The sequence below is a fragment of the Roseburia rectibacter genome, from assembly GCF_014287515.2.
Taxonomy (GTDB): domain Bacteria; phylum Bacillota; class Clostridia; order Lachnospirales; family Lachnospiraceae; genus Roseburia; species Roseburia rectibacter.
Genome location: NZ_CP092473.1, coordinates 215,962 through 236,601, shown reverse-complemented (window position 1 = coordinate 236,601; position 20,640 = coordinate 215,962). Strand labels below are relative to the sequence as shown.

Below are 20,640 nucleotides of genomic sequence, written 5' to 3'. Positions count from 1 at the left end.
TTATTTCCGGTAAAACACCTTTGCCTCATATGGTCTTAAATGAATCCCATGCTCTGTTTTTACAACATCCTTATAATTGCTGATCAAAACATCCTCTTCACCGGTAAAACCGTCCTCTAAGGCAAAGTCCATCTCCTGCTCCCTGAAGTTGCAGACTACAAACAGCTTTTCTTCTCCAAGTGTCCTGGTGTATGCAAACACATCCGGATGTTCGATCACCTTACTCTCGTATACACCATACACAATGATCTCCATCTGATGACGCAGTTCGATCAGCCTTTTGTAATAGGAAAATACTGATTCCGGATCATTGATCTGTGCTGCCGCATTGATCTTTTTATAATTTTCGTTGACCGAAATCCACGGTGTACCTGTCGTAAATCCTGCATTATCGCTGTCATCCCAATGCATTGGGAATCTCGCATTGTCACGACCGATAGCATTGACAAATTTTAACATCGTTTCTTCATCTAAAATACCGCCGCCGACAAAATCGCGGTATGCATTTTTAATCTCAATATCACGGAACTCCGAAAAATCTTTACATTTGCGGTTTGTCATACCGAGTTCCTCACCCTGATAAATATAAGGTGTTCCTTTCATAAAATGCAGGCAGGTTGCAAGCATTTTTGCGGAAATCTCGCGGTATTCTTCACTGTCATTTCCAAATCTTGAGACGGCTCTCGGCTGATCGTGGTTATCCCAGTAAAGGCTGTTCCATGCCACACCTTCAAGTCCATCTTCCCATTTTTCAAATACTTTCTTTAACTCAACAAGATCAAAGCTGCCATCACTCCATTTGCCATACTGTGTCTGTCCGAGGTTGACATGCTCAAATGTAAAAATCATATCCAGCTCACCCTGATCTGCCCCGGCATAGCGTTTCGCATCCTCCACGCCTGCACCGGCACCCTCGCCGACCGTCATCCAGTCAAACTTGGAGATTACTTTTTCATTCATCTCTTTTAAATATTCGTGCACGCGCGGTCCATTATTGACATACGGGGAAGAATCTCCAAATCTTTCATTGCCATGCACGATGCCGTCCGGAAAACGCTGATCTTTTGAAATCATCGTAATGACATCCATGCGGAATCCGTCGATACCGCGTTCGCCCCACCAGGTCATCATGTCAAAAACTTCCTGTCTGAGTTTCGGATTCTCCCAGTTAAGATCCGGCTGTTTTTTGGAAAACATATGAAGATAATACATATCCGTCGTCTGATCGTATTCCCATGCCGAACCGCCAAAACAGGAACCCCAGTTATTCGGCTCTTTTCCATCCTTTGCTTCACGCCAGATATAATAGTCACGGTACGGATTGTCTTTGCTTTTTCTGCTCTCCACAAACCACTGATGCTCATCGGAGCTGTGATTGACTACAAGATCCATGACGATCTTAATGCCAAGTTTATGCGCTTCTGCAAGCATCTCATCAAAATCTTCTAACGTGCCAAATTCTGTCATGATATCCCTGTAATCACTGATATCATAGCCGTTGTCATCATTCGGGGACTGATAGACCGGTGATAACCAGATCACATCTATTCCCAATAATTTTAAATAAGACAGCCGGCTCTTAATGCCGCGAAGATCGCCGACACCATCACCATTGCTGTCCATAAAGCTGCGCGGATAGATCTGGTAGACTACCGCTTCTTTCCACCATTTTTTTTGTTCCATAGGAATCCTCCATTCTTGCGCCGGTTTTGCGCATACACTATTTACCTTCCTGCTATATATATGGCTCATATACATATTAAATCAAGTCGTCTCCCTTACTACAAGTGATACCGGCAGAGTAGTGCGGTTCGGCACAAGTTCCCCGTTACCGGAACGGACGAGCAGTTCCACCGCCATTTTCGCCATCTCTTTGATCGGCTGATGGATCGTCGTGATCGGCGGCGTTGTTAATGATGCAATATTGACATCATCGAAACCCACGATCTTCATCTGCGACGGCACATCAATGTTCAACTTATGGCACACCTGAAGAAGCTGTGCTGCGATCAGATCACTGCTGGCAAAAATTCCGTCTGTATCCGGGTTTTCCTTTAGCAGTTTTTCGAGAATCTGATGGTATTCGAGATGATTATATTCAAAGGCCGTGGTATCTGCGATCTGATAAGAAACATTCTGTTTTTCACAGACTGCCCGGAAACCAACTGCACGCTCATCTGCCGGCATGGCTGTCTCGTGGACACCGCTGATATGGATCAGATGCTTACAGCCACAGTTAATCAGATGCTGCGCTGCAAGACGTCCACCCTGCTCATTATCGCACTCTACCTCTGCCGTTCCATTTTCAAGATAACGTTCTATCGTGATCAATGGCACATTTAATCCGGTAAACTTTTCCACACCGACCGTTCCACTGCAAAGGATCACTCCCGCTACACGGTTGCTGGTGCACATCTCCATGTATTCCCATTCCTTTTCGTTTTTTTCCTGAGAATTAAATAGAAGAATTTTATGCCCATAATGATAAGCCTGACTCTCTAAATTACTGATCAGTTCCGCAAAATACGGATGTCTGATATGTGGTACGATCACACCGATCGTATTCGTCGTCTGCTTTGAGAGCGAGCGGGCTACCTCGTTCGGACGGTAATTGAGTTTTTTCATTGCCTCATATACTTTTTTTCTTGTCTCTTCGCTGATATATCCGCGATTATTCAGCACACGGGAAACAGTGCTCACCGTAAGTCCCGTTTCCTTCGCCACATCCTTTAAGGTTGCCATACTACTCCTCTTTCTTGCGTGTAAAAATGTATTTTCACACGACTTCTCATTTCTTCGTCAAATCTATCTTTTTATTATGAAACAAATATCTGTATCTTCTCTGCACTGCCCTTTTTCATGCAAAATTCTTCCACAATCCGGGGCAGTTCAAATATACCTATCATTGTATCACAATCCGCAGTCACTTCAAAGATTACGTCATCAAAAAGCAGTGAAAAATCACGGATTCCGGCTTCTGTCTTAAATGTCTCATCACCGGCTTTTAATTCCCCGGTTCCGGCATTGTATACAAATTCAAAATCCCGGTTCACCTGCACATGCAATATATCTTCTGACTCTGCGCGCGTGATCTGAATCTCTGTTGCAGTATCCGGTGTAAACTCCCACTGAAACATATCTTCCTGCTGCATATTTTTATCTGCGCTGTCATACACCAGCTTTTTCCTGTCCTCATATTCCCTGACCGGCTGCTGTTTTAATACTTTTTCACCGTTTTTATAAGTAACCGAAAACTCTCTCGGCAACCCCATCGCCCCGGTATAATTTCTTCCATGATTTGGAAGTCTGAGCCACGGAACAGAGATCACTCTGTCTTTTGTATTGCTGTAAGTCTGCGCCGCGTAAGCCATCTTATTAATATAAGCCATATGGCGCACACCATCCGTCTGAAACTTGAAACCGTCGAACTCACCCCAGAAGTAAAAGCCGTCTGCGCTCCAGAACATCCAGCTTTCATCTTCGTTTTCATCCTTTAAGCACAGCAGATCCGGGCACTCCCAGGCATCTTTTAAAGTCAGCCTGTCTGTCTGCTCCCAGTTTAACAGATCCGTAGAACGGAAAATGCCAAAATCACTTTCCTCTAACCACAGCGTCATGATATACGCCTGGCTCTTTTCATGCCAGAACACCTTCGGATCACGGTTTTCTTTACAAACCGCCTCAAGCACACCTTTGTCAATTTTATGGAGTGTCTCTCCTCCGTCGGTGCTATATGCAATGCGCTGGGTAAACTGTTTCCCTGCGCTCCATTTATTATTATTTCCGGCTGCCGTATAGAAAAATACCAGCGCATCTTCCGGCAGACCGAGCATCTTATGATCATTTATAATGCCGCTTCCGGAAAACATCGTTCCTGTCTCATCCGGAAAAAGCACCTCATCTTTCTGCTCCCAATACAGCAGATCTTTGCTTACGGCATGTCCCCAGCTCATATTTTCCCACTGCACATCAAATGGGTTATGCTGGAAATATAAATGATAATTGCCATCTGCATATACAAGACCATTCGGATCGTTCATCCATCCGGTCTGCGGTGTAAAATGGATCGAAGGGCGGCGGGAAGCCTCACCCTGCGTATTGCAAAAAGATTGCTCCTCTGCTGCAGGTACTTCCTCATTTCTGATTCCGTCAAAGAAAGCCTTCCCAAAATCCCCTCTTAGAATTAGTGTTTTATCGGTAAATTGCTTTACCAGAAAACGGGCGTAATAACTGACAGGGTATGTTTTCTCCTCTGTGTTCCTGCTAAATCTGCGGTGTCGATATTCCCTGTGCTCTCAGTTCCGGCTGCTGTACTCTCACTGGCATCGCTGCTGTCCGCTGCGTTGCTTCCTGCATTACTGCCTGTATTTGCGCTGCCGGAATTGCTGTTGCTGCCACAGCCTGCTAACATCCCCATTGTCATTGCTGTCCTTACTGTGCCCTTACTTTAACACTGCTTTCTCAGTATGTCAATCGGTTGACATTTTAAATTTTATCAATTCCGATTCCTGTTTATGGTACTGGAAAAACACACACCTATCATGCAAAGCAAAAAGAGGACTTCACAACTTAGTTGCAAAATCCTCTTTCCGGTGTGCCACACATTTTACTGTATGACGGGTATATTAAATTTATTTGGGAACTACTTACTGATCTTTATCTTCTTTGCACTGCTGAAACTTCCATAAACTTTTGCGCCTGTGGAATCTTTCTTATAGGCACGCACTTTGACATAATAAGTCTTGCCTTTTGCCAATTTTCCAAGTGTTTTTGATGTGCCTGATATTGTTACTTTCTTTACATTCTTTTTGAATTGCTTATCCGTAGAATAAACAATCTGATATCCGGCTGCACCTTCCACTTTCTGGACTGTAACTTTTGCTTTTCTTCCCGAAACAGCTTTCATTTTCTTAATTGCAGATTTCTTTACGGTCACTTTCTGCCATTTCGCATATAAAGTAAGATTCTTTTTGCTGCTCTTTGAGATTGTTTTAATTCTCTTTGTATACTTGCTGTCTGTATACCAGCCCTTAAAGACATATCCCTTTTTGGAAGCAGATTTTAAATTTACCTTTTCATTGTAATAATATTCCGGGTTTTTGCTGCTGTTTTTACCTTTTCCTAACTTATAGGTAATTTTATAACCTACTGTGATCTTACAGGACGCGCTTACTCTGCTTCCATCTTTTGCCGTTGCCGTGATCGTGGTCACACCATTTTTCAATGCTTTTACTTTTCCATGCTTATCAACAGTCGCAGCTTTTTTGTTGGAAGATGTCCACTTAACGTCTTTAATATCTGCATCAGATGGTGAAACAACAGCCTTTAATGTAAGCGTTGCACCTTTTTTCATTCCGGCTTTTGTTTTATTTAACGTGATTTTTTTAACTTTTACTTCTTTCTTCTCTGTTTCCGGTTTCTTTTCTGTATCTTTCTCCGGAGCATTTTTAATTTCTCCAAGTTTTACAGTACCAAATACTTCCGGTTTAGACCATCCCATTCCTGTTTCATCGTTCCAGCTCAATGTACCAATTCTTTTGCCACTTGCATCAGCATCATTGATCTGAAATTCAAGTCCGATCTCATCTCCGGCTTTTGGTGTGATATCCGTCCATTTAAATGACGCCTCAACAACATATCCGTCAGAAGTTATTTTTGCCACAGACTTCATATTCTCTTCAAGGCACTTTTTGCCATTAAATGAGTGATCATTTGCATAACTGATCCTGTACTGCTTGTCATCGTCTTCATAAGAGTTGGATTTTCCATTATTTTCGTCGATAAATACTTCTAAGGAATCCTGCTCCCATGCATCACCGTTGGTATTATTGAGGACAGGATCTTTGATCTCGGCATATACATAAAGATTGTCTTTATCCCAGAGTAACTTCGCATTTGCAGAAATATTGGAGCCGAGATTGATTGTAATCGGAATGGTTCCGGCATTATCCCATACCGCATCTTTATCTCCGTCTACGGTAACTGTACCATAGGCAGCTTTCTCCACCCCTGGTTTCATCGTTACTTTCGCGTAATATTTACTGCTTGTTCCCTGTTTTCCTGTCAAATCATTAAATGCAGCTGTTTTATCCCCATTTGTGACCACAACATCCATTCCGATCACTTTTGCAACGGAAAGTCCTGATAACGGTACCTTTATGGTTGCCTGATAACCATTTTCTACTTCTGCTGCCTCGCTTCTTTTTACCGTTACGGTCACTGGTGTGATGTCATCTTTTCCGGAATTTGCAGAATCCACATAAACAGCAACTGCATCATTATCATCTTTTACGGCATCTTCTACCGTAACCTGCACGGTAAGACCATCTTTATCCCACATCGAAATAAAGGAAGCCGTGATATCATTCTGCATGATACTGTATGTCTTTCCTGTCACTGCATCACCTTTTTTCTCTGCAGCAACTACATCCTGAATTGACGGCTGGAGTCTGGATGCATCTACATACGCCCAGTACGCAGGTTTTGCTTTATAATTTCCATCAAAAAGCAATGGGCACTGCGCAGAGCCGTCTGCACCACCACCAACACCAGACTGTTCATGTAACCATGAATTTGGCTCGATGACCCCCCATACGGTCAATCCGGAAACGTTCGAACCATCTGCTTTTAAGCCTTTGATCGCATCGAATAACTGTTTATGACAATATGCAATTTTAGTATACTCGCTCTCTTTTGTTGCCATACCTGATGTATAAGATGCACTTGATTTAAAATCAAGCTCTGTAAGCTGTACTTTTCCTGCAGCTTTTGCATATTTTTCAGCCACTGTTTTAAACTGCGTGGCAGAAAAACTATCCACACTGTAATGTGCCTGCATGCCAAATGCATCCAGTCTGGTTCCATCGGCAGCCTTTACATCATTGATGAGTTTTACAATACCCTCACATTTTGTATTATCCGTCTCACCAAAATCGTTGTAATAAAGCTCTACATTTTTCGGTGCATACTGGTTTGCATATCTGAAGGCATTGATGATAAATTCGTTGCTCTTATATACATGCCACCAGCTTGAATTATTTCCATGACGGATCTCATCGAGACTTTCCGCTGCACTCACGGTATCTGTACGGTAAGAGTTTCCAATGACAGCCTCATTTACAACATCCCAGCCATAAAATAATCCGTCATATTTTCCATTTGCAACTTCCCCGAAGTAATGGTCAAAGACACTTGAAATAAACCATTCAAGACGGCGGTTCATGGTCTCTTTGTCCACATAAGGTTTGGTTTTATCATAATTTTCATGGAAAAACCATTCCTGTGTCTGGGAATGCCATACAAGGACATGACCACGGATACGGATTTTGTTATCCGGATTTTCATTATTCCACTCACAGATTTTATTTATTAATTTATCTGCACGTGAAAAGTCCAAGCTGTCACCGGCTTCATTTACGACCGGGACTTCAAGATCCTGTCCTTTAAATTGGATCGTCTTTGTGTTGACTTTATCCTCTAACTGATAGTTGAACAATGCATCCGGTTTTAATTCGTTTCCAAGTGTAACCGCATTAAAGTGTTTTTCCACCAGTTCCATCAGCGTATCATCATTGATCTCATCACCGGTCACTGCTGTGCCGGCAACTACATCATTGCCTAAAGCAGCTTTCACACTTTCTTTCCAGTCCGGGATGTCCTTCTCAATAGATGGCTTTTCTCTTTCAATCTTATTCATGGACACACCGGTCACATAGTAAGTCCCTTTTACGCAATCGCCCTGTCCATAGTTGGTTCCCTGTTCTATAATACGGATGACCACCTGATCTGCAGCTTTCGGTATTTTGAAAGTTCCCTCATATTTTGTCCATTCTCCAGCTTTTAATGTCTTTGTACAGTCTCCTGACAAAATACCTGCTGAATAACTTCCAAGATATGTTGCCTCACCACCGGAAACATAGAATGGTGCAAACTCCACATTTCTCTGCTCTTCCGGAGCATCTTTGTAATCATCGGACAATTTTGCCCAGAATGAGAATTTGTATGTTTCCCCTTTTTCAACCGCATCCGTGATATCCTGCGAAAAACAATCCCCAGGGGTGGCAGTTTCCTGATTACGTGTAAGTACACCGTATGTTTTTAGACCGGAATCTGCGATCTCTTCTTCCTCTGCTGCAACTGAAACAACCGATTCTCCGGCTGCACTGTTCCATGACTCCACCGCATCAGACGTTGCAAAATCACCGTTTTTTATAATATTATTCCCCAGTTTTGCATCGCCTGCTCCCACTTTCAGTTCAAATGTCACACTGACAAGACTTACCGTTGCATTTTCCGGTTTATCTTCCGTGATCATGATTCCGACTGCATCAATAGCGCCATCCCCCGATGGATTTATCGTGTACTCCGTCTGTCCGTTTAATCCGTACTGTGTATTAGCTGCTGTTGCATCATCTCCACCGTTGTATACTTTCAGACTGATCGGTACTTTCTGATCCGCCACCTGAAATGTAACAGCATTCACCTGTGACATTTCGATACTCTCCGGCAACGTCCATTTCACCTGATTATACTGTTTTGCAAAGGACAATTTCCACTGTCCATCTGCGAGTTCATAATCCGCGTCTCCCCATGCCACTTTCAGCTGATCTGCAGTAAAAACTTTTTTTACCCCTGAATTTTCGTTTTCATCTGCATAGACAACTGCATTTTCAAGATATGGTGTCAGCACAGGTCCTATCCCGGTAAAAACCATAGCACTGCATAAAGCTACGCATACCCCTGCTTTCCAATTTCGTTTCAAACCCCGTTCTCCTCCTTTTATATATTTTTGACAGTTACAAATTTATGTTAGCATGAGCAAATATTAAAAATAGGGGATTTTTTATAGAAAAAAACCGGACAAATAATAGAATACACTCTCTGCAGACATTCATTATCATGAGTTAAAAAAGTGGAGAATCCTGCAAAAAACAAAATTCTCCACTTTCTATCATGTTTTTACCACATGACATATATTATAAATTTACTTTTTGGGCTACTTACTGATCTTTACCTTCTTTGCACCGCTGAAACTTCCATAAACTTTTGCGCCTGTGGAATCTTTCTTATAAGCACGCACTTTGACATAATAAGTCTTGCCTTTTGAAAGTTTGCTTAAGGTTTTTGATGTTCCTGTCACTGTCTCTTTCTTTACATTTTTCTTGAATTTCTTATCTGTAGAGTAAACAATCTCGTATCCATCTGCGCCGGAAACTTTCTGAAGAGTTACTTTTGCTTTCTTTCCGGAAAGCGCTGTCACTTTCTTTACAGCGCCCTTTTTCACAACGACTTTTTCCCATTTTGCATATACAGTAATGTTCTTTTTACTGTTCTTTGCGATCGTTGTGATTTTCTTTGTGTACTTGCTGTCTGTATACCAGCCTTTAAATGCATAACCTTTCTTTGAAGCTGCCTTTAAGTTGATTTTCTGGTTGTAATAATACTCCGGATTCTGGTCGTTATTTTTTCCTTTCCCCAGTTTATAAGTGATCTTATAACCTACTGTGATCTTACAGGAAGCACTCACACCACTGCCGTCTTTTGCTGTCGCTTTGATCGTGGCAGTTCCATTTTGCAACGCTTTTACTTTTCCGTTTTTGTCAACGGCAGCAACTTTTTTGTTGGATGAAGACCACTTTACAGCTTTATTTGTTGCTTTCGACGGTGTAACAACTGCCTTCAATGTAAGGGTTTCACCTTTTTTCATTCCAGCCTGTGTCTTGTTTAATGTAATTTTACTTACTTTGACTTCTTTTGTCTCTGTGTCTTTATTTCCGTTATTATCTTCGATCTTATTCCACTTTGCATATACCGTGATCTCACCGGTTGTTCCTGCCTCGATCAGCGTGATCTGTTTTGTAAAACCTGAATCTTTATACCAGCCTTCAAATGTATATCCGGAACGTGTCGGATTTTTAAATGTAACCGTCTGTGTTTTATCATAAGAAGCCGGGTTCTGATCGTTGTTTGTTCCACCATTTAAAATATAGTTGATCTTATATGTTTCATAAGCTTCTGTGCTGTACAGATATACATCATCAATCGTTCCCCATGCTTCTGCATCACCTGCTACATGGATCGTTACGGTCAGTTTATCTCCAGCGGAAGCGGCGATTCCTTCTGCTTTTGGCTGCTGCCATACTTTCCATCCAGCCAGAGAAGCATTTCCGGTCTGTGCTGTATTCTGCGTATCATTGGAAAGTGAGATACTGACTGCCTCAGAATCTCCTCCATCATTACCCTGAATATACATATATGCACTGTATACACCGGATTTTGTAACTGTAACAGTCTGTTTTGCTGTAAAATCAACTGCGCTTGATGACCAGAAATGCAATCCCATGCTTCCACTTCTTGGATCTTCTTTCGTATTTCCCTGTGCACCATTTCCTTCGATCGTCCACGCATCACAGCCATCTTCAAATCCACCCTGCTGCAACAGGTTTTCCGGCAGTACGGACACGCTGCAGGTCGTGCTGAGCGTGGAAGTATTTCCCTCACCGTCTGTATAGGATACAGTACCTTTTACTTCATGGGTTCCATATGTCGTAATTGCTGCAATATCATCACTATTCCATGTTACAGAAGCGGTATCTTCTGATCCGTCATTAAACTGTACTGTAACAACTGCCGGTAATACTGACGCAATATCTGCTCCATATGCAGCTTCCACAGCATCCGGTGTTGTCACTGAATCAAGTCTTTTTGTTGTGGTTGCTCCGGTATTTACATACTTAAATACGTTTAAAGATGCAAGTGGTTTTCCATTAAAATCAAACAATGCCTGATTATCAACTGCTGAACCTCCATACCATTTGCCTGCATCATCTGCATCATATTCGCTTGCATAGCTTGCAGCCCATCCGGAACCGTATTTCTCCCATGCTGCCTTGTTTGAAGCAAGTACTTCTTCTGCATTATCCGCACTGCTGTCGTATACAGTTACCGGAATCCACGCCGGCTCCCAGTAAAATACACCGATACCATTGTCACCGACATTGTTGATCGCTGAAATAACACTTCTTACTTCATTTGCCTGTCCCTGTATGGAAAATGTATAATCCATACCATCTACTTTTGTATCATTATTACCTTTACGAACAGTATTTTCATGTCCATCGCCATCCTCTAAACTTGTTGCCCAGGATGTCTCTGCTACCATTACTTTTTTGTCATAAGTATCAGCAATATTCTTTAAAGTACTGGTAAGATTGTCAAGTGTTCCATGCCAGTATGGATAATAAGAAGATGCAAATACATCATAGCTTACATCATATGTATTCAGATTTTTTGCATAAGTTGCATAGTTTGCGCTTTTTTCCGGATTTGCAAAATGAACAGCAACTAAGATATTCTTTCCTTTTGCCTCTCCTGCTGCGTGAACCGCATCTGCACCGGCATCAAAGATCCTGCACATGTTTTCCCATGTACTCTCACCACAGACACCGTTGTTTGTCTCATTTCCAACCTGAACCATTCCAACATCAACACCTGCATCTAACAGTTCTGTAATGCTCGCTGTTGTATAATCAGATACAGCTGTCACTTTCTGATCGATCGTATAACCTGCCCAGGCTTTCGGTGCCTTCTGTTTTCCCGGATCTGCCCAGAAATCAGAATAATGGAAATCAATTAACACCTTCATGCCTGCGTCGGTTGCCCATTTTCCGATTTTCTTTGCTTTTGCAAGATCGTTATTTCCACCACCGTATCCTTTTCCATTGCTGTCATATGGATCATTCCACACACGTATACGCACATAGTTGACACCTGCTTCTTTTAACTGGCTGAAGAACTCCTGATCACCTATCACGTTACCGTTCCAGTCTTTGAATGTCACTCCGCTGTCTCTTAAGCTGACATAAGATGACACATCCACACCTTTGATAAAATCATCGCTCAGTCCATCTACTTTCTGTACAAAAATACCATCAGCTCCGGTATCAACGATGCCTGCATCAACCAGTGCATCTTTTGCAGCCTGCAGGACTGTTTTAGCTTCTGTTAATTCCTCTACGGTTTTGTTGTCTTTATCCCCATAAACTGCTTTTGCTGATGTAAGCGCTGTCTGTAATGCACTCCAGGTATCTGAAGTGTAATCTGACTCTGTCAGGGCTTCACAGGCTGTGATAAGGGTATTTAAAGCCTCTGCTGCTTCGGTTTTTTCCTCTCCATCAGACAGATTTTTTGTTAATGTAATGTCATCTACATCGAACCAGTATCCGGCACCTAATGTACCTGCAATTTTAATAATAATACTTCCGCTTTCATCTACTACTATATTTTCAACCTTAAACGTCGACCAGTTATTCCAGCCATTTTCCGTACTTAATACTGTACTCTCGTCTCCCGCATAAAACTTTAAATCTGCAGTTTTATCATTTTCTCCATCTATACTTAACATAGCGGTATAATTTCCTGCTGAAAGTCCCGTAATCTCCTGAGACATAACAAACTCGGCTTCGTTTTCCGACCAAATGTTGATATAACCCGTCGTATTATTTGTCATACCTGTGTCTGTACCTTTTTTTAAGTTTGGCGAATAATCGCCACCACCCAACAAAAATGTCCATCCAGATGCATCTGTCTCAAAATCTCCATTTGTTATCAGATTACTGCTGCTTGCAGTTTTTACATTCTCCGTACTTTCCTTTGTCTCTTCCACACTCACAGAAACTGTCTCTTCGCTTCCTGCTGCCCAGACATCCGTTGCCCCGGCACTTGTCACAATCAATGTCGCTGCCAGTGCCGCTGCCAGCATGCGCTTTACCATCCCACTTTTCATTATTTTTCCTCCCTCAACATCTTGTTTGCGCAACGCTGTTGTTCCTATGCTCTGAAAGAAATTTCATTTTCCCAGTTTTAACAACATTTCTCGTTTTTTTCTTTGCGCAACCGTTTGTTCATATTGCTATTATATATGCCACATATAACTTGCGCAATAGACACAAATCATAGAATTTGCATGCACTTTTTGTGCACTTTGTCTTTATATTGCATTTTATTCATATTATTTTTGTGCTTTTATAAAATATTTTTCTATAAATCCACGCCCAATTTTTGCGCAACAGCGTTCGTTTTTTTACTATACTTTTCCATTTTATCAGCAAAAATTTCTGTTTATTTACTTTATTTATAATTATTTTCAATAAATTCGTTGTTTTTCGTTTGCATGGGTATATAATGGAAGAAAAACGCAAAGGAGCATACGGTTATGAAAAACAAAAGAAAACAGATTTCCAATGAAATCTCAATCCGCATTCTGTCGGTCGTTATCACAATATTCGTCATTTTCTCTATTGTAGTTGCGATCATGATCGGGAACATCAGCTTGTCCTCGCAGAAAGACGAACTGGAACTGCAGTCAAAAGCTGCTGCATATCAGCTTGAAACCTTTTTTAAAAAATACACAACGACCGTGGAACAGATGGCTCTCAATCCCGATATACGGGAAATCCTGACTGAAACTAAATCCGGCGATTCTATTAAAGAAGCCACCCTTTATCAGGATGTATTTAAAGAGCTGCAGAGTCATCAGGCAACAGACAGTGAAAACATTCTTGCTGCCTGGATCGGTGATATTGATGCTAATGTTCTGACCCAGTCAGACGGCTATACCAGTGACAGTTCTTTTGATATCACGCAAAGAGACTGGTATCAGGTAACACAAACCGGTAAAAGTATGCTCACCAACGCTTACACAGATGTCAGCACAGGCAAATTAATTTTAAGCGCCGCCGCACCCGTATACGATCCTTCCGGAAAAAATGTTGTCGGTGTTGCCGGATTGGATATTGCCTTAGACCATATCAACGAATTATTTTTCTCCTACACAGTAGGTGATAATGGTTTTGTAATTCTTTTAACATCTGACGGAACCATCATTTACCATCCAAATACAGATTATCAGTTAAAAACCCTTACTGAGATTGGTGTAAGTGATGATGTTGTCAATGCTCTTGGAGGTGGAAATACCGCAGTAAAATATACCATTGGAAATAAATCGAGATATGGATATATTGTAGACATTACAGATACCGATTATTTTGTTTTAAGCTGTCTGCCATCCAGTGAATATTTTTCCAGCCTCACCATATGCATGGTTATTATGCTTGTACTGATTGTCATCGGTATTGCAGCCACTGTCATTGCCATCCGCAAAGTCGCTTCTGCTATTACAAAACCGATCAGTACATTAAATGATGTTGCACAGGAACTTGCCAAAGGAAACCTTGATGTATCCCTTAAGATTCACTCTGACAATGAAATCGGCGAACTGTCTGACTCCATCCAGTTAACGGTAGACCGCCTGAAGGAATACATTAATTACATTAATGAGATTACCTATGCCTTAAACCGTTTAGCAGATGGAAAGTTAAAATTTACACTGAAATATGATTATGCCGGAGATTTTTCAAAAGTAAAAGAAGGTCTTATCAATATTTCTGAATCCATGCAAAACATCATGACTGATATTATCAACACTTCCAGTCAGGTGTCTGCCGGTTCTGAGGATCTTGCCAAAGCAGCACAAAGTATTGCGGAAGGCGCCACCACACAATCGGCTTCCGTAGAAGAACTTGTTGCCACCACAACTGCTGTTACCGATCAGGTAAAAGAAAATACTGCTGCTGCACAGGTTGCGGCTGATGAAACATTAAAAGTAACTGATATGATGCGAAACAGCAAAGATCAGATGTCACTAATGACAGAAGCAATGAATAAGATCACACAGACCTCCAATGAGGTTGTCGGCATCATTAAGACAATTGAAGATATCGCAGACCAGACAAATCTGTTAGCATTAAATGCTTCCATTGAAGCTGCACGGGCAGGTGAAGCCGGAAAAGGATTTGCTGTTGTTGCCTCCGAGATAGGTTCTTTAGCCGAGGAAAGCTCCAAAGCAGCCAATACGACCAAAGATCTCATCGGTATTTCCATTAACGAAATTGAACATGGAAACCAGATTGTAAATGACGTCGTCACTTCCATTCAGGAAGTCATGGAGGCTGTTCAGAAAGTAAATGAAATGATTTCAAAGAGTTCCGAAACTTATGTCCAGCAGGAGCAGAGCATGGAACAGCTTGAGATTGGTATTGAAGAAATTTCTAAAGGAGTGGAAGACAACTCTGCCGCTGCCGAAGAAACTTCTGCCACATCGGAAGAGCTTGCCGCTCAGGCTACTACGCTAGAGCAGCTTGTACAAAGATTTGACCTGACCAACGAGGAATAACACGCGGATCTAACGCCGGAACAGTTAAAAAATCCCCTGTAACCAGCAATACAAATATAGCAGGTTGCAGGGGATTTCTTCTATTCAATGTAAATTCTATTCACTGTGAATTTTATTCGTTGCGAATTTATTCGTTGCGAATTTATTCGTTGCGAATTTATTCGTTGCGAATTTATTCGTTGCGAATTTATTCGCATACGTATGGCATTAATGCAACGTGACGGGCTCTCTTAATAGCTACTGTAAGAGCTCTCTGGTGTTTTGCACAGTTGCCAGTGATACGACGAGGAAGAATTTTTCCTCTCTCAGAGATGTATCTCTTTAATTTGTTTGTATCTTTGTAATCGATTACGTTATCTTTTCCACAGAAAACGCAAACTTTTTTTCTTCTATGCATCGGGCGTCTCTTCATTGGTGCGCCATCTTTGTCTGCTGCTTTATTGAAAGCCATGATAATTACCTCCTGTTGTTATGATCTCCATTAGTTAAATGGTAACTCTTCATCAATTCCATCCGGAATATTCATGAAGCCATCACCTGCTGCACTGCTCGGTGACGGTCTGTCGGAAGGATTAAAACCGGAATTATCTCCGCCGCCGCTGGCATTTTTGCTCTCTGCAAACTCTACATTTTCAGCAACAACGTCCGTCGTGTAAACACGCTGTCCGTCTTTGTTGGTGTAGCTGCCAGTCTGAATACGACCTTCCAGAACGAATTTTGTTCCCTTACGTCCGAATCTCTCCAAAAACTCTGCTGTTCTGCCAAATGCAACACAGTTGATAAAATCTGTATTCTGATCATCTCCGTCACGGCGGAAACGGCGATCTACTGCAAGTGAAAATCTTGCGATCGCAGTAGCACTCTCGCCCTGAGAATAACGGATCTCTGCGTCTCTGGTTAATCTTCCCATAAGAATAACTTTGTTCATATACGATTCCTCTCTTCTATCAAACAAACCGTTGTCAGTTCAAAGAATCTTATTTCTCGTCTTTTCTTACTACTAAGAAACGAAGAACATTGTCCATGATGCGGACATCGCGCTCAACTTCTGCCGGAACAGTAGATGCAGCGTCGAACTGGATGAAATAATAGAAAGCTTCTGACATCTTCTGGATCTCATATGCTAATTTCTTCTTACCAGCCTCTTCTACTTCTGTTACGTTACCACCGGCACGAGTGATGTACTCTTTTGCCTTCTCTACGGTAGCTGTTCTCGCATCGTCTTCGATCTTTGCACTAACAACAAGCGCTAATTCATACTTATTCATGCGAATTTTCCTCCTTTTGGTCTCTGGCCCGCTCTTATAAGAGTGAGCAAGGAATTTAATAATATATCACGAAGATATATTTTATCATAAAAATCAATAGTTTGCAAGAACTTTTTACTCAGCTTCCTTGCTTAGCTTCCTTTTTGCGGATTTCTCTGGTATTTTTCTCCACAAGTTTTCTTGCGATCATGATCTGGTGCCCGCAGCCTAAGCATTTCAACCTGAAATCTGCACCCACGCGCAGGATCTCCCATTCACTGCTGCCGCACGGATGCTGCTTTTTCAACCGCACCACATCACCAACTTCATATTTATCCATAAATCCTCTCTATTCTCCTATACTATTTATTCTGCGAGCAATTTGCTGCATCAATTGCGATCACAAGCATCATTCCAAGCAGTTCATCGCCCGGATTGGTAAAATCGATCACATACGTATCACCCCAGTGGAGTAATTGTTTTGAAATATGAATAATGGAACTGCAGCCGGAATATACATCATAATCCCAGCCAAGGAAATCTCCCTCCACACGCCATCCATTAAAATCAATATCATATTTCGGCCGGAACAGGGTAAACTGTTTTTCGATCTGTCCTCTTTTGATCCCACCTGTTTCAATTTCAAAGACCGGAAGAAGATTAAACAGCTTCTGACGGATCATTCCAACCTCAACATGTGCCGCATCATAGACATGGATCTGATGTCCAAGTGCAAACACCTCTGCCCTGACAAAATACCGTACATTGCCCTCCTCATCATAGACATCATAAGTATCTGACCATGAAAACACTCTCTGTTTTATCAGTAAACGCATACATTCTCCTTTTTAGACGTTTAAAATAGTACTTGCTCTGTTTACCGGATCTGTGAAAACACCTCACCAAGCCCTGCCTGGATTAAAAGATCTGCTCTGCCATCCATCGGTGTTGTAGATTTATTGATAAGCACCAGCTTGTTTCCCCGGTAATAGTCGATCAATCCTGCAGCCGGATATACTGCCAGCGAAGTTCCACCAATGATAAGCACATCTGCATGGCTGATATAAAATACAGCATCCTCTAAGGTCTGCTGGTTCAATCCCTCTTCATAAAGCACCACATCCGGTTTGATCTTACCTCCACACGCATCACACAGAGGAATCTCTGTACCGGATTTTAAAATATATTCCGCATCAAATCCTTTTCCACACTTCTGACAGTAATTGCGATGCACGCTGCCATGCAGCTCTAAAACATGCCTGCTTCCTGCCATCTGATGCAGTCCGTCAATGTTCTGTGTGATGACGGCCTTTACCTTGCCCGCAGCCTCTAACTCTGCAAGTTTCTGGTGTGTCACATTTGGTTTTGCATCAAGGCATAGCATCTTATCACGGTAAAAACGGTAAAATTCTTCTGTATGTCTCATATAAAAGGTATGACTTAATATCGTCTCCGGTGGATAATCATATTTTTGATTATAGAGTCCATCCACACTCCTGAAATCAGGGATGCCACTTTCGGTAGAAACGCCTGCTCCCCCGAAAAATACAATATTATCTGACTCCTGTACCATTTCTAAGAACTTTTCTATATTTGACATGATCAATCCTTTCTCAGGACAAACTGTCCCACCAGTTCATTTAAAGACACTGCCTGTGCAGACAGCTCCTCACTGGTTGCAGATGATTCCTGTGCTGCTGCAGAATTTGACTGAACCACCTCTGAGATCTGGTTTACCCCTGATTCTGCCTGTTCCATCGCTCTTGCCTGCTCTGCCGACTGTTCGCTTAACATCTTTGATTCCTCAGCGATCTCTTTGATTCCTTCAACTACTTCCTCTAATGCCGCAGAAGCGCTTTCTGCCGCCTTATTCCCCTCTGCGATCTCCTGCAGGGAACCTTCGATCAGCTGGCGGGTATCAACTGCTGACTGCGCACTCTGCTCTGCCAGTTTCCTGATCTGGTCCGCAACAACCGCAAATCCTTTTCCCGCTTCCCCTGCACGGGCAGCTTCGATCGCTGCATTTAAGGATAACAGATTCGTCTGGCTTGCAATATCTTCGATATCAGAAATAATATTTTCGATTTTGGTTGATGTCTCATTGATCCGTCCCATAGCATCCGTCAAAGCCGTCATCTGTTCGCGGCTGTTATCTGCCTGCTTTGCATACTGGCTTGCTTTCTGGTGCGATGCCTCAAGCTTTTCTGCCGTGGCATTGACATTGTCCGTAATGTTCGTGATCGTTGCCGTCAGTTCTTCCACGGAACCTGCCTGGTCTGTTGCCCCTTCTGCCAGTGCCTGTGCAGATTCTGCCAGATTTTCAGAACCAGCAGAAACCTGTTTTGAAGCATCTTCAACCTGCTGTAACGTACTGTTCATCTGACGGTTCATCTTTTTCATGGCATCTTTTAAGGCTACGAATTTTCCGACATATTTATCTTCGTTCCTGGTTCCGACAGCATAATTACCAGCCGCCATTTCTCCTAACAACTCCCCTGCATCCGTAATGATCAGGTTCAGATTATGCGCCATCTGTTCTGCTTCTAAGATCATCTCTTTGATCTCGTCATCTGCCTCGCTCTCCGGGAACGGGCTGTCAAGATCACCTTCTGCAAATGATTTCAGACGTTCTGCCAAAGCTGTCAGAGGCTTTTCTATATCTACAGCTATCGTATTTCCGATACGGATGGAAATCACAATACAGACCACGATCACCGCTATGATCACGATCATAAATATGAGCTCCATATTATGTAATGATGCCTTTGATGCATCACCCTTTTGTACATTCAGATCCATCAGTGTTGCCAGATCCTGATAAATTTTGTCATACTGTGGTGAGAGTTCACCGGTGTCGATTTCCTGTGCTTTTAAATAACCATCATCCGAAGATGATGTTGCAAGCTCTAAAACTTCTGCATCAATATCCCAATAGCCGTCCAGATCCGTAACTAACGTATTATATGCCTCTTTTGCCTGTGGGAAAACCATGGTACTTTCTATGTCTTTCAGATATGTTTCAAAGGCTTCCTTTTTCTGATCATGCAGCGATACCTGTGCCTCGATCATGTCCTCCTCATCATATCCAACAACAGCACGCAGGGCGCTTCTCGTCTCTGAAAATGTAACCATTGCCTTACCGATATCTCCCTGCGAGAATCCATAATTAGTCATCGCATATTCATATCGGCCAGACGCGACCAGCATTGCAATAATTCCAAGCACTGCTGCGATCGTCGCAATGCCTGTTACCATTTTAAATCCGGTATTTAACCGCTTTTTTATCTTCATGTCTTTCAGCTTTTGCATAACCGTTCACCTTCCCTTTTGTAATATACCTTTATCATGCATAATTCTAGTATATTTTCGATGCATTTTCAAGGTTTGCCACCTACGATACTGCTAAATTTTATCATCAAAAAACAGTAGTCTAGCAATCTGCTTTCTGCAGCTCTAAACTACTGTTTTTTAGTTGCGGGAACAGGATTTGAACCTGTGACCTTCGGGTTATGAGCCCGACGAGCTTCCAGACTGCTCCATCCCGCGATATTGCAACAGAACAAATGCCCTGTTCGTTTACATAACATTATTATAGACCTTTTTTTCTTTTTGTCAAATCATTCCTGCCAGCACTACGCTCGCAGCCATTCCTGCTGCCGTTGCAGCCAATGCCCCGGCAAGCGTATACCGGCTTTTTTTAATCTTTACACTCATGAAATAAACAGACATCGTGTAAAAAATCGTCTCCGTACTTCCTAGCATGATCGATGCCATACGCCCTAAAAGCGAATCTGTTCCATACTCCTTATAAATGTCTAAAAGTAATCCTGTTGCCGCCGAAGATGAAAACATTTTCACAACAGCAAGCGGAAGCAGTTCGGACGGGAATCCGATCTTTTCTGTGAAAATAGCACATACATTTGAAAAACATTCCAGAAATCCGGACGCACGCAGGATTCCAACAGCAACCATCAGTCCGATCAGTGTTGGCATGATCCCTATGACTGTTTCAAATCCGTCTTTCGCTCCCTCGATAAACTCTTCGTAGATATTGTGCCTGCACAACAGCCCATATCCGATAATCAAAAAAATCAGAAGTGGTATCATGATATCGGATAAAAACATCATTATCTGCATAGGACACTTCCCGAAGCTGCTGTT

15 protein-coding genes and 1 tRNA gene are annotated in these 20,640 nt (G+C 42.2%); 1 reads left to right on the top strand and 15 read right to left on the bottom strand.

Going from position 1 to position 20,640, the window contains the following annotated elements:
• The 6 genes from H8S51_RS01110 to H8S51_RS18150 all read right to left on the bottom strand — a co-directional run bounded on the left by H8S51_RS01110 (position 1) and on the right by H8S51_RS18150 (position 12,784).
• On the bottom strand, positions 1-1,683 hold the full coding sequence (locus H8S51_RS01110) for a glycoside hydrolase family 13 protein (protein ID WP_186900496.1): 1,683 nt from the start codon (positions 1,681-1,683) through the stop codon (positions 1-3).
• 81 nt (positions 1,684-1,764) lie between these two features.
• Positions 1,765-2,742, bottom strand: coding sequence for a LacI family DNA-binding transcriptional regulator (locus tag H8S51_RS01105; RefSeq protein WP_186900495.1), 978 nt, complete (start codon positions 2,740-2,742; stop codon positions 1,765-1,767).
• 74 nt (positions 2,743-2,816) lie between these two features.
• Complete coding sequence (locus H8S51_RS01100; protein WP_256451916.1) at positions 2,817-4,067, bottom strand: glycoside hydrolase family 32 protein; 1,251 nt, start codon at positions 4,065-4,067, stop codon at positions 2,817-2,819.
• Positions 4,068-4,207: 140 nt separating this feature from the next.
• The gene (locus tag H8S51_RS01095) at positions 4,208-4,417 is read right to left on the bottom strand and encodes a hypothetical protein (protein WP_241070830.1); all 210 of its coding nucleotides are present in this window, start codon (positions 4,415-4,417) and stop codon (positions 4,208-4,210) included.
• 225 nt (positions 4,418-4,642) lie between these two features.
• Complete coding sequence (locus H8S51_RS01090; RefSeq protein ID WP_241070829.1) at positions 4,643-8,761, bottom strand: endo-1,4-beta-xylanase; 4,119 nt, start codon at positions 8,759-8,761, stop codon at positions 4,643-4,645.
• A gap of 234 nt (positions 8,762-8,995) precedes the next feature.
• Complete coding sequence (locus H8S51_RS18150; protein WP_301332353.1) at positions 8,996-12,784, bottom strand: glycosyl hydrolase 53 family protein; 3,789 nt, start codon at positions 12,782-12,784, stop codon at positions 8,996-8,998.
• A 429-nt stretch (positions 12,785-13,213) separates the two neighbouring features.
• Between H8S51_RS18150 and H8S51_RS01070 the strand changes: the two genes are divergently transcribed.
• Entirely contained in the window at positions 13,214-15,232 is a 2,019-nt protein-coding gene (locus tag H8S51_RS01070; RefSeq protein WP_186900494.1) for a methyl-accepting chemotaxis protein, read from the top strand.
• Between the two features lie 187 nt (positions 15,233-15,419).
• Here the strand turns inward: H8S51_RS01070 and rpsR are convergent, their stop codons facing one another.
• The 9 genes from rpsR to H8S51_RS01025 form a co-directional block, all read right to left on the bottom strand.
• Positions 15,420-15,683, bottom strand: coding sequence for a 30S ribosomal protein S18 (gene rpsR / locus H8S51_RS01065; protein WP_006856617.1), 264 nt, complete (start codon positions 15,681-15,683; stop codon positions 15,420-15,422).
• A 30-nt stretch (positions 15,684-15,713) separates the two neighbouring features.
• Positions 15,714-16,160, bottom strand: coding sequence for a single-stranded DNA-binding protein (locus tag H8S51_RS01060; RefSeq protein WP_006856616.1), 447 nt, complete (start codon positions 16,158-16,160; stop codon positions 15,714-15,716).
• A gap of 49 nt (positions 16,161-16,209) precedes the next feature.
• On the bottom strand, positions 16,210-16,500 hold the full coding sequence (rpsF, locus tag H8S51_RS01055) for a 30S ribosomal protein S6 (RefSeq protein ID WP_006856615.1): 291 nt from the start codon (positions 16,498-16,500) through the stop codon (positions 16,210-16,212).
• A 118-nt stretch (positions 16,501-16,618) separates the two neighbouring features.
• Positions 16,619-16,819, bottom strand: coding sequence for a DUF951 domain-containing protein (locus H8S51_RS01050; RefSeq protein ID WP_117920538.1), 201 nt, complete (start codon positions 16,817-16,819; stop codon positions 16,619-16,621).
• 22 nt (positions 16,820-16,841) lie between these two features.
• Positions 16,842-17,315, bottom strand: coding sequence for an LURP-one-related/scramblase family protein (locus tag H8S51_RS01045; protein WP_055194607.1), 474 nt, complete (start codon positions 17,313-17,315; stop codon positions 16,842-16,844).
• Positions 17,316-17,356: 41 nt separating this feature from the next.
• A complete protein-coding gene (locus H8S51_RS01040) occupies positions 17,357-18,079 on the bottom strand; it encodes an NAD-dependent protein deacylase (protein ID WP_015561138.1) in 723 nt (240 codons plus the stop codon).
• A gap of 2 nt (positions 18,080-18,081) precedes the next feature.
• The gene (locus H8S51_RS01035) at positions 18,082-19,788 is read right to left on the bottom strand and encodes a methyl-accepting chemotaxis protein (protein WP_186900493.1); all 1,707 of its coding nucleotides are present in this window, start codon (positions 19,786-19,788) and stop codon (positions 18,082-18,084) included.
• Between the two features lie 163 nt (positions 19,789-19,951).
• Positions 19,952-20,025 (bottom strand) — tRNA-Met (locus tag H8S51_RS01030).
• Positions 20,026-20,091: 66 nt separating this feature from the next.
• Positions 20,092-20,616, bottom strand: coding sequence for a spore maturation protein (locus H8S51_RS01025; RefSeq protein WP_006856611.1), 525 nt, complete (start codon positions 20,614-20,616; stop codon positions 20,092-20,094).
• Positions 20,617-20,640 lie beyond the last annotated feature (24 nt).

What these genes read in the sequence shown, in the direction of transcription:
- H8S51_RS01110 (WP_186900496.1), bottom strand. Translation starts at nt 1,683, where the DNA reads ATGGAACAAAAAAAATGGTGGAAAGAAGCGGTAGTCTACCAGATCTAT.
- H8S51_RS01105 (WP_186900495.1), bottom strand. Translation starts at nt 2,742, where the DNA reads ATGGCAACCTTAAAGGATGTGGCGAAGGAAACGGGACTTACGGTGAGC.
- H8S51_RS01095 (WP_241070830.1), bottom strand. Translation starts at nt 4,417, where the DNA reads ATGGGGATGTTAGCAGGCTGTGGCAGCAACAGCAATTCCGGCAGCGCA.
- H8S51_RS18150 (WP_301332353.1), bottom strand. Translation starts at nt 12,784, where the DNA reads ATGAAAAGTGGGATGGTAAAGCGCATGCTGGCAGCGGCACTGGCAGCG.
- H8S51_RS01070 (WP_186900494.1), top strand. Translation starts at nt 13,214, where the DNA reads ATGAAAAACAAAAGAAAACAGATTTCCAATGAAATCTCAATCCGCATT.
- rpsR (WP_006856617.1), bottom strand. Translation starts at nt 15,683, where the DNA reads ATGGCTTTCAATAAAGCAGCAGACAAAGATGGCGCACCAATGAAGAGA.
- H8S51_RS01060 (WP_006856616.1), bottom strand. Translation starts at nt 16,160, where the DNA reads ATGAACAAAGTTATTCTTATGGGAAGATTAACCAGAGACGCAGAGATC.
- rpsF (WP_006856615.1), bottom strand. Translation starts at nt 16,500, where the DNA reads ATGAATAAGTATGAATTAGCGCTTGTTGTTAGTGCAAAGATCGAAGAC.
- H8S51_RS01050 (WP_117920538.1), bottom strand. Translation starts at nt 16,819, where the DNA reads ATGGATAAATATGAAGTTGGTGATGTGGTGCGGTTGAAAAAGCAGCAT.
- H8S51_RS01045 (WP_055194607.1), bottom strand. Translation starts at nt 17,315, where the DNA reads ATGCGTTTACTGATAAAACAGAGAGTGTTTTCATGGTCAGATACTTAT.
- H8S51_RS01040 (WP_015561138.1), bottom strand. Translation starts at nt 18,079, where the DNA reads ATGTCAAATATAGAAAAGTTCTTAGAAATGGTACAGGAGTCAGATAAT.
- H8S51_RS01035 (WP_186900493.1), bottom strand. Translation starts at nt 19,788, where the DNA reads ATGCAAAAGCTGAAAGACATGAAGATAAAAAAGCGGTTAAATACCGGA.
- H8S51_RS01025 (WP_006856611.1), bottom strand. Translation starts at nt 20,616, where the DNA reads ATGCAGATAATGATGTTTTTATCCGATATCATGATACCACTTCTGATT.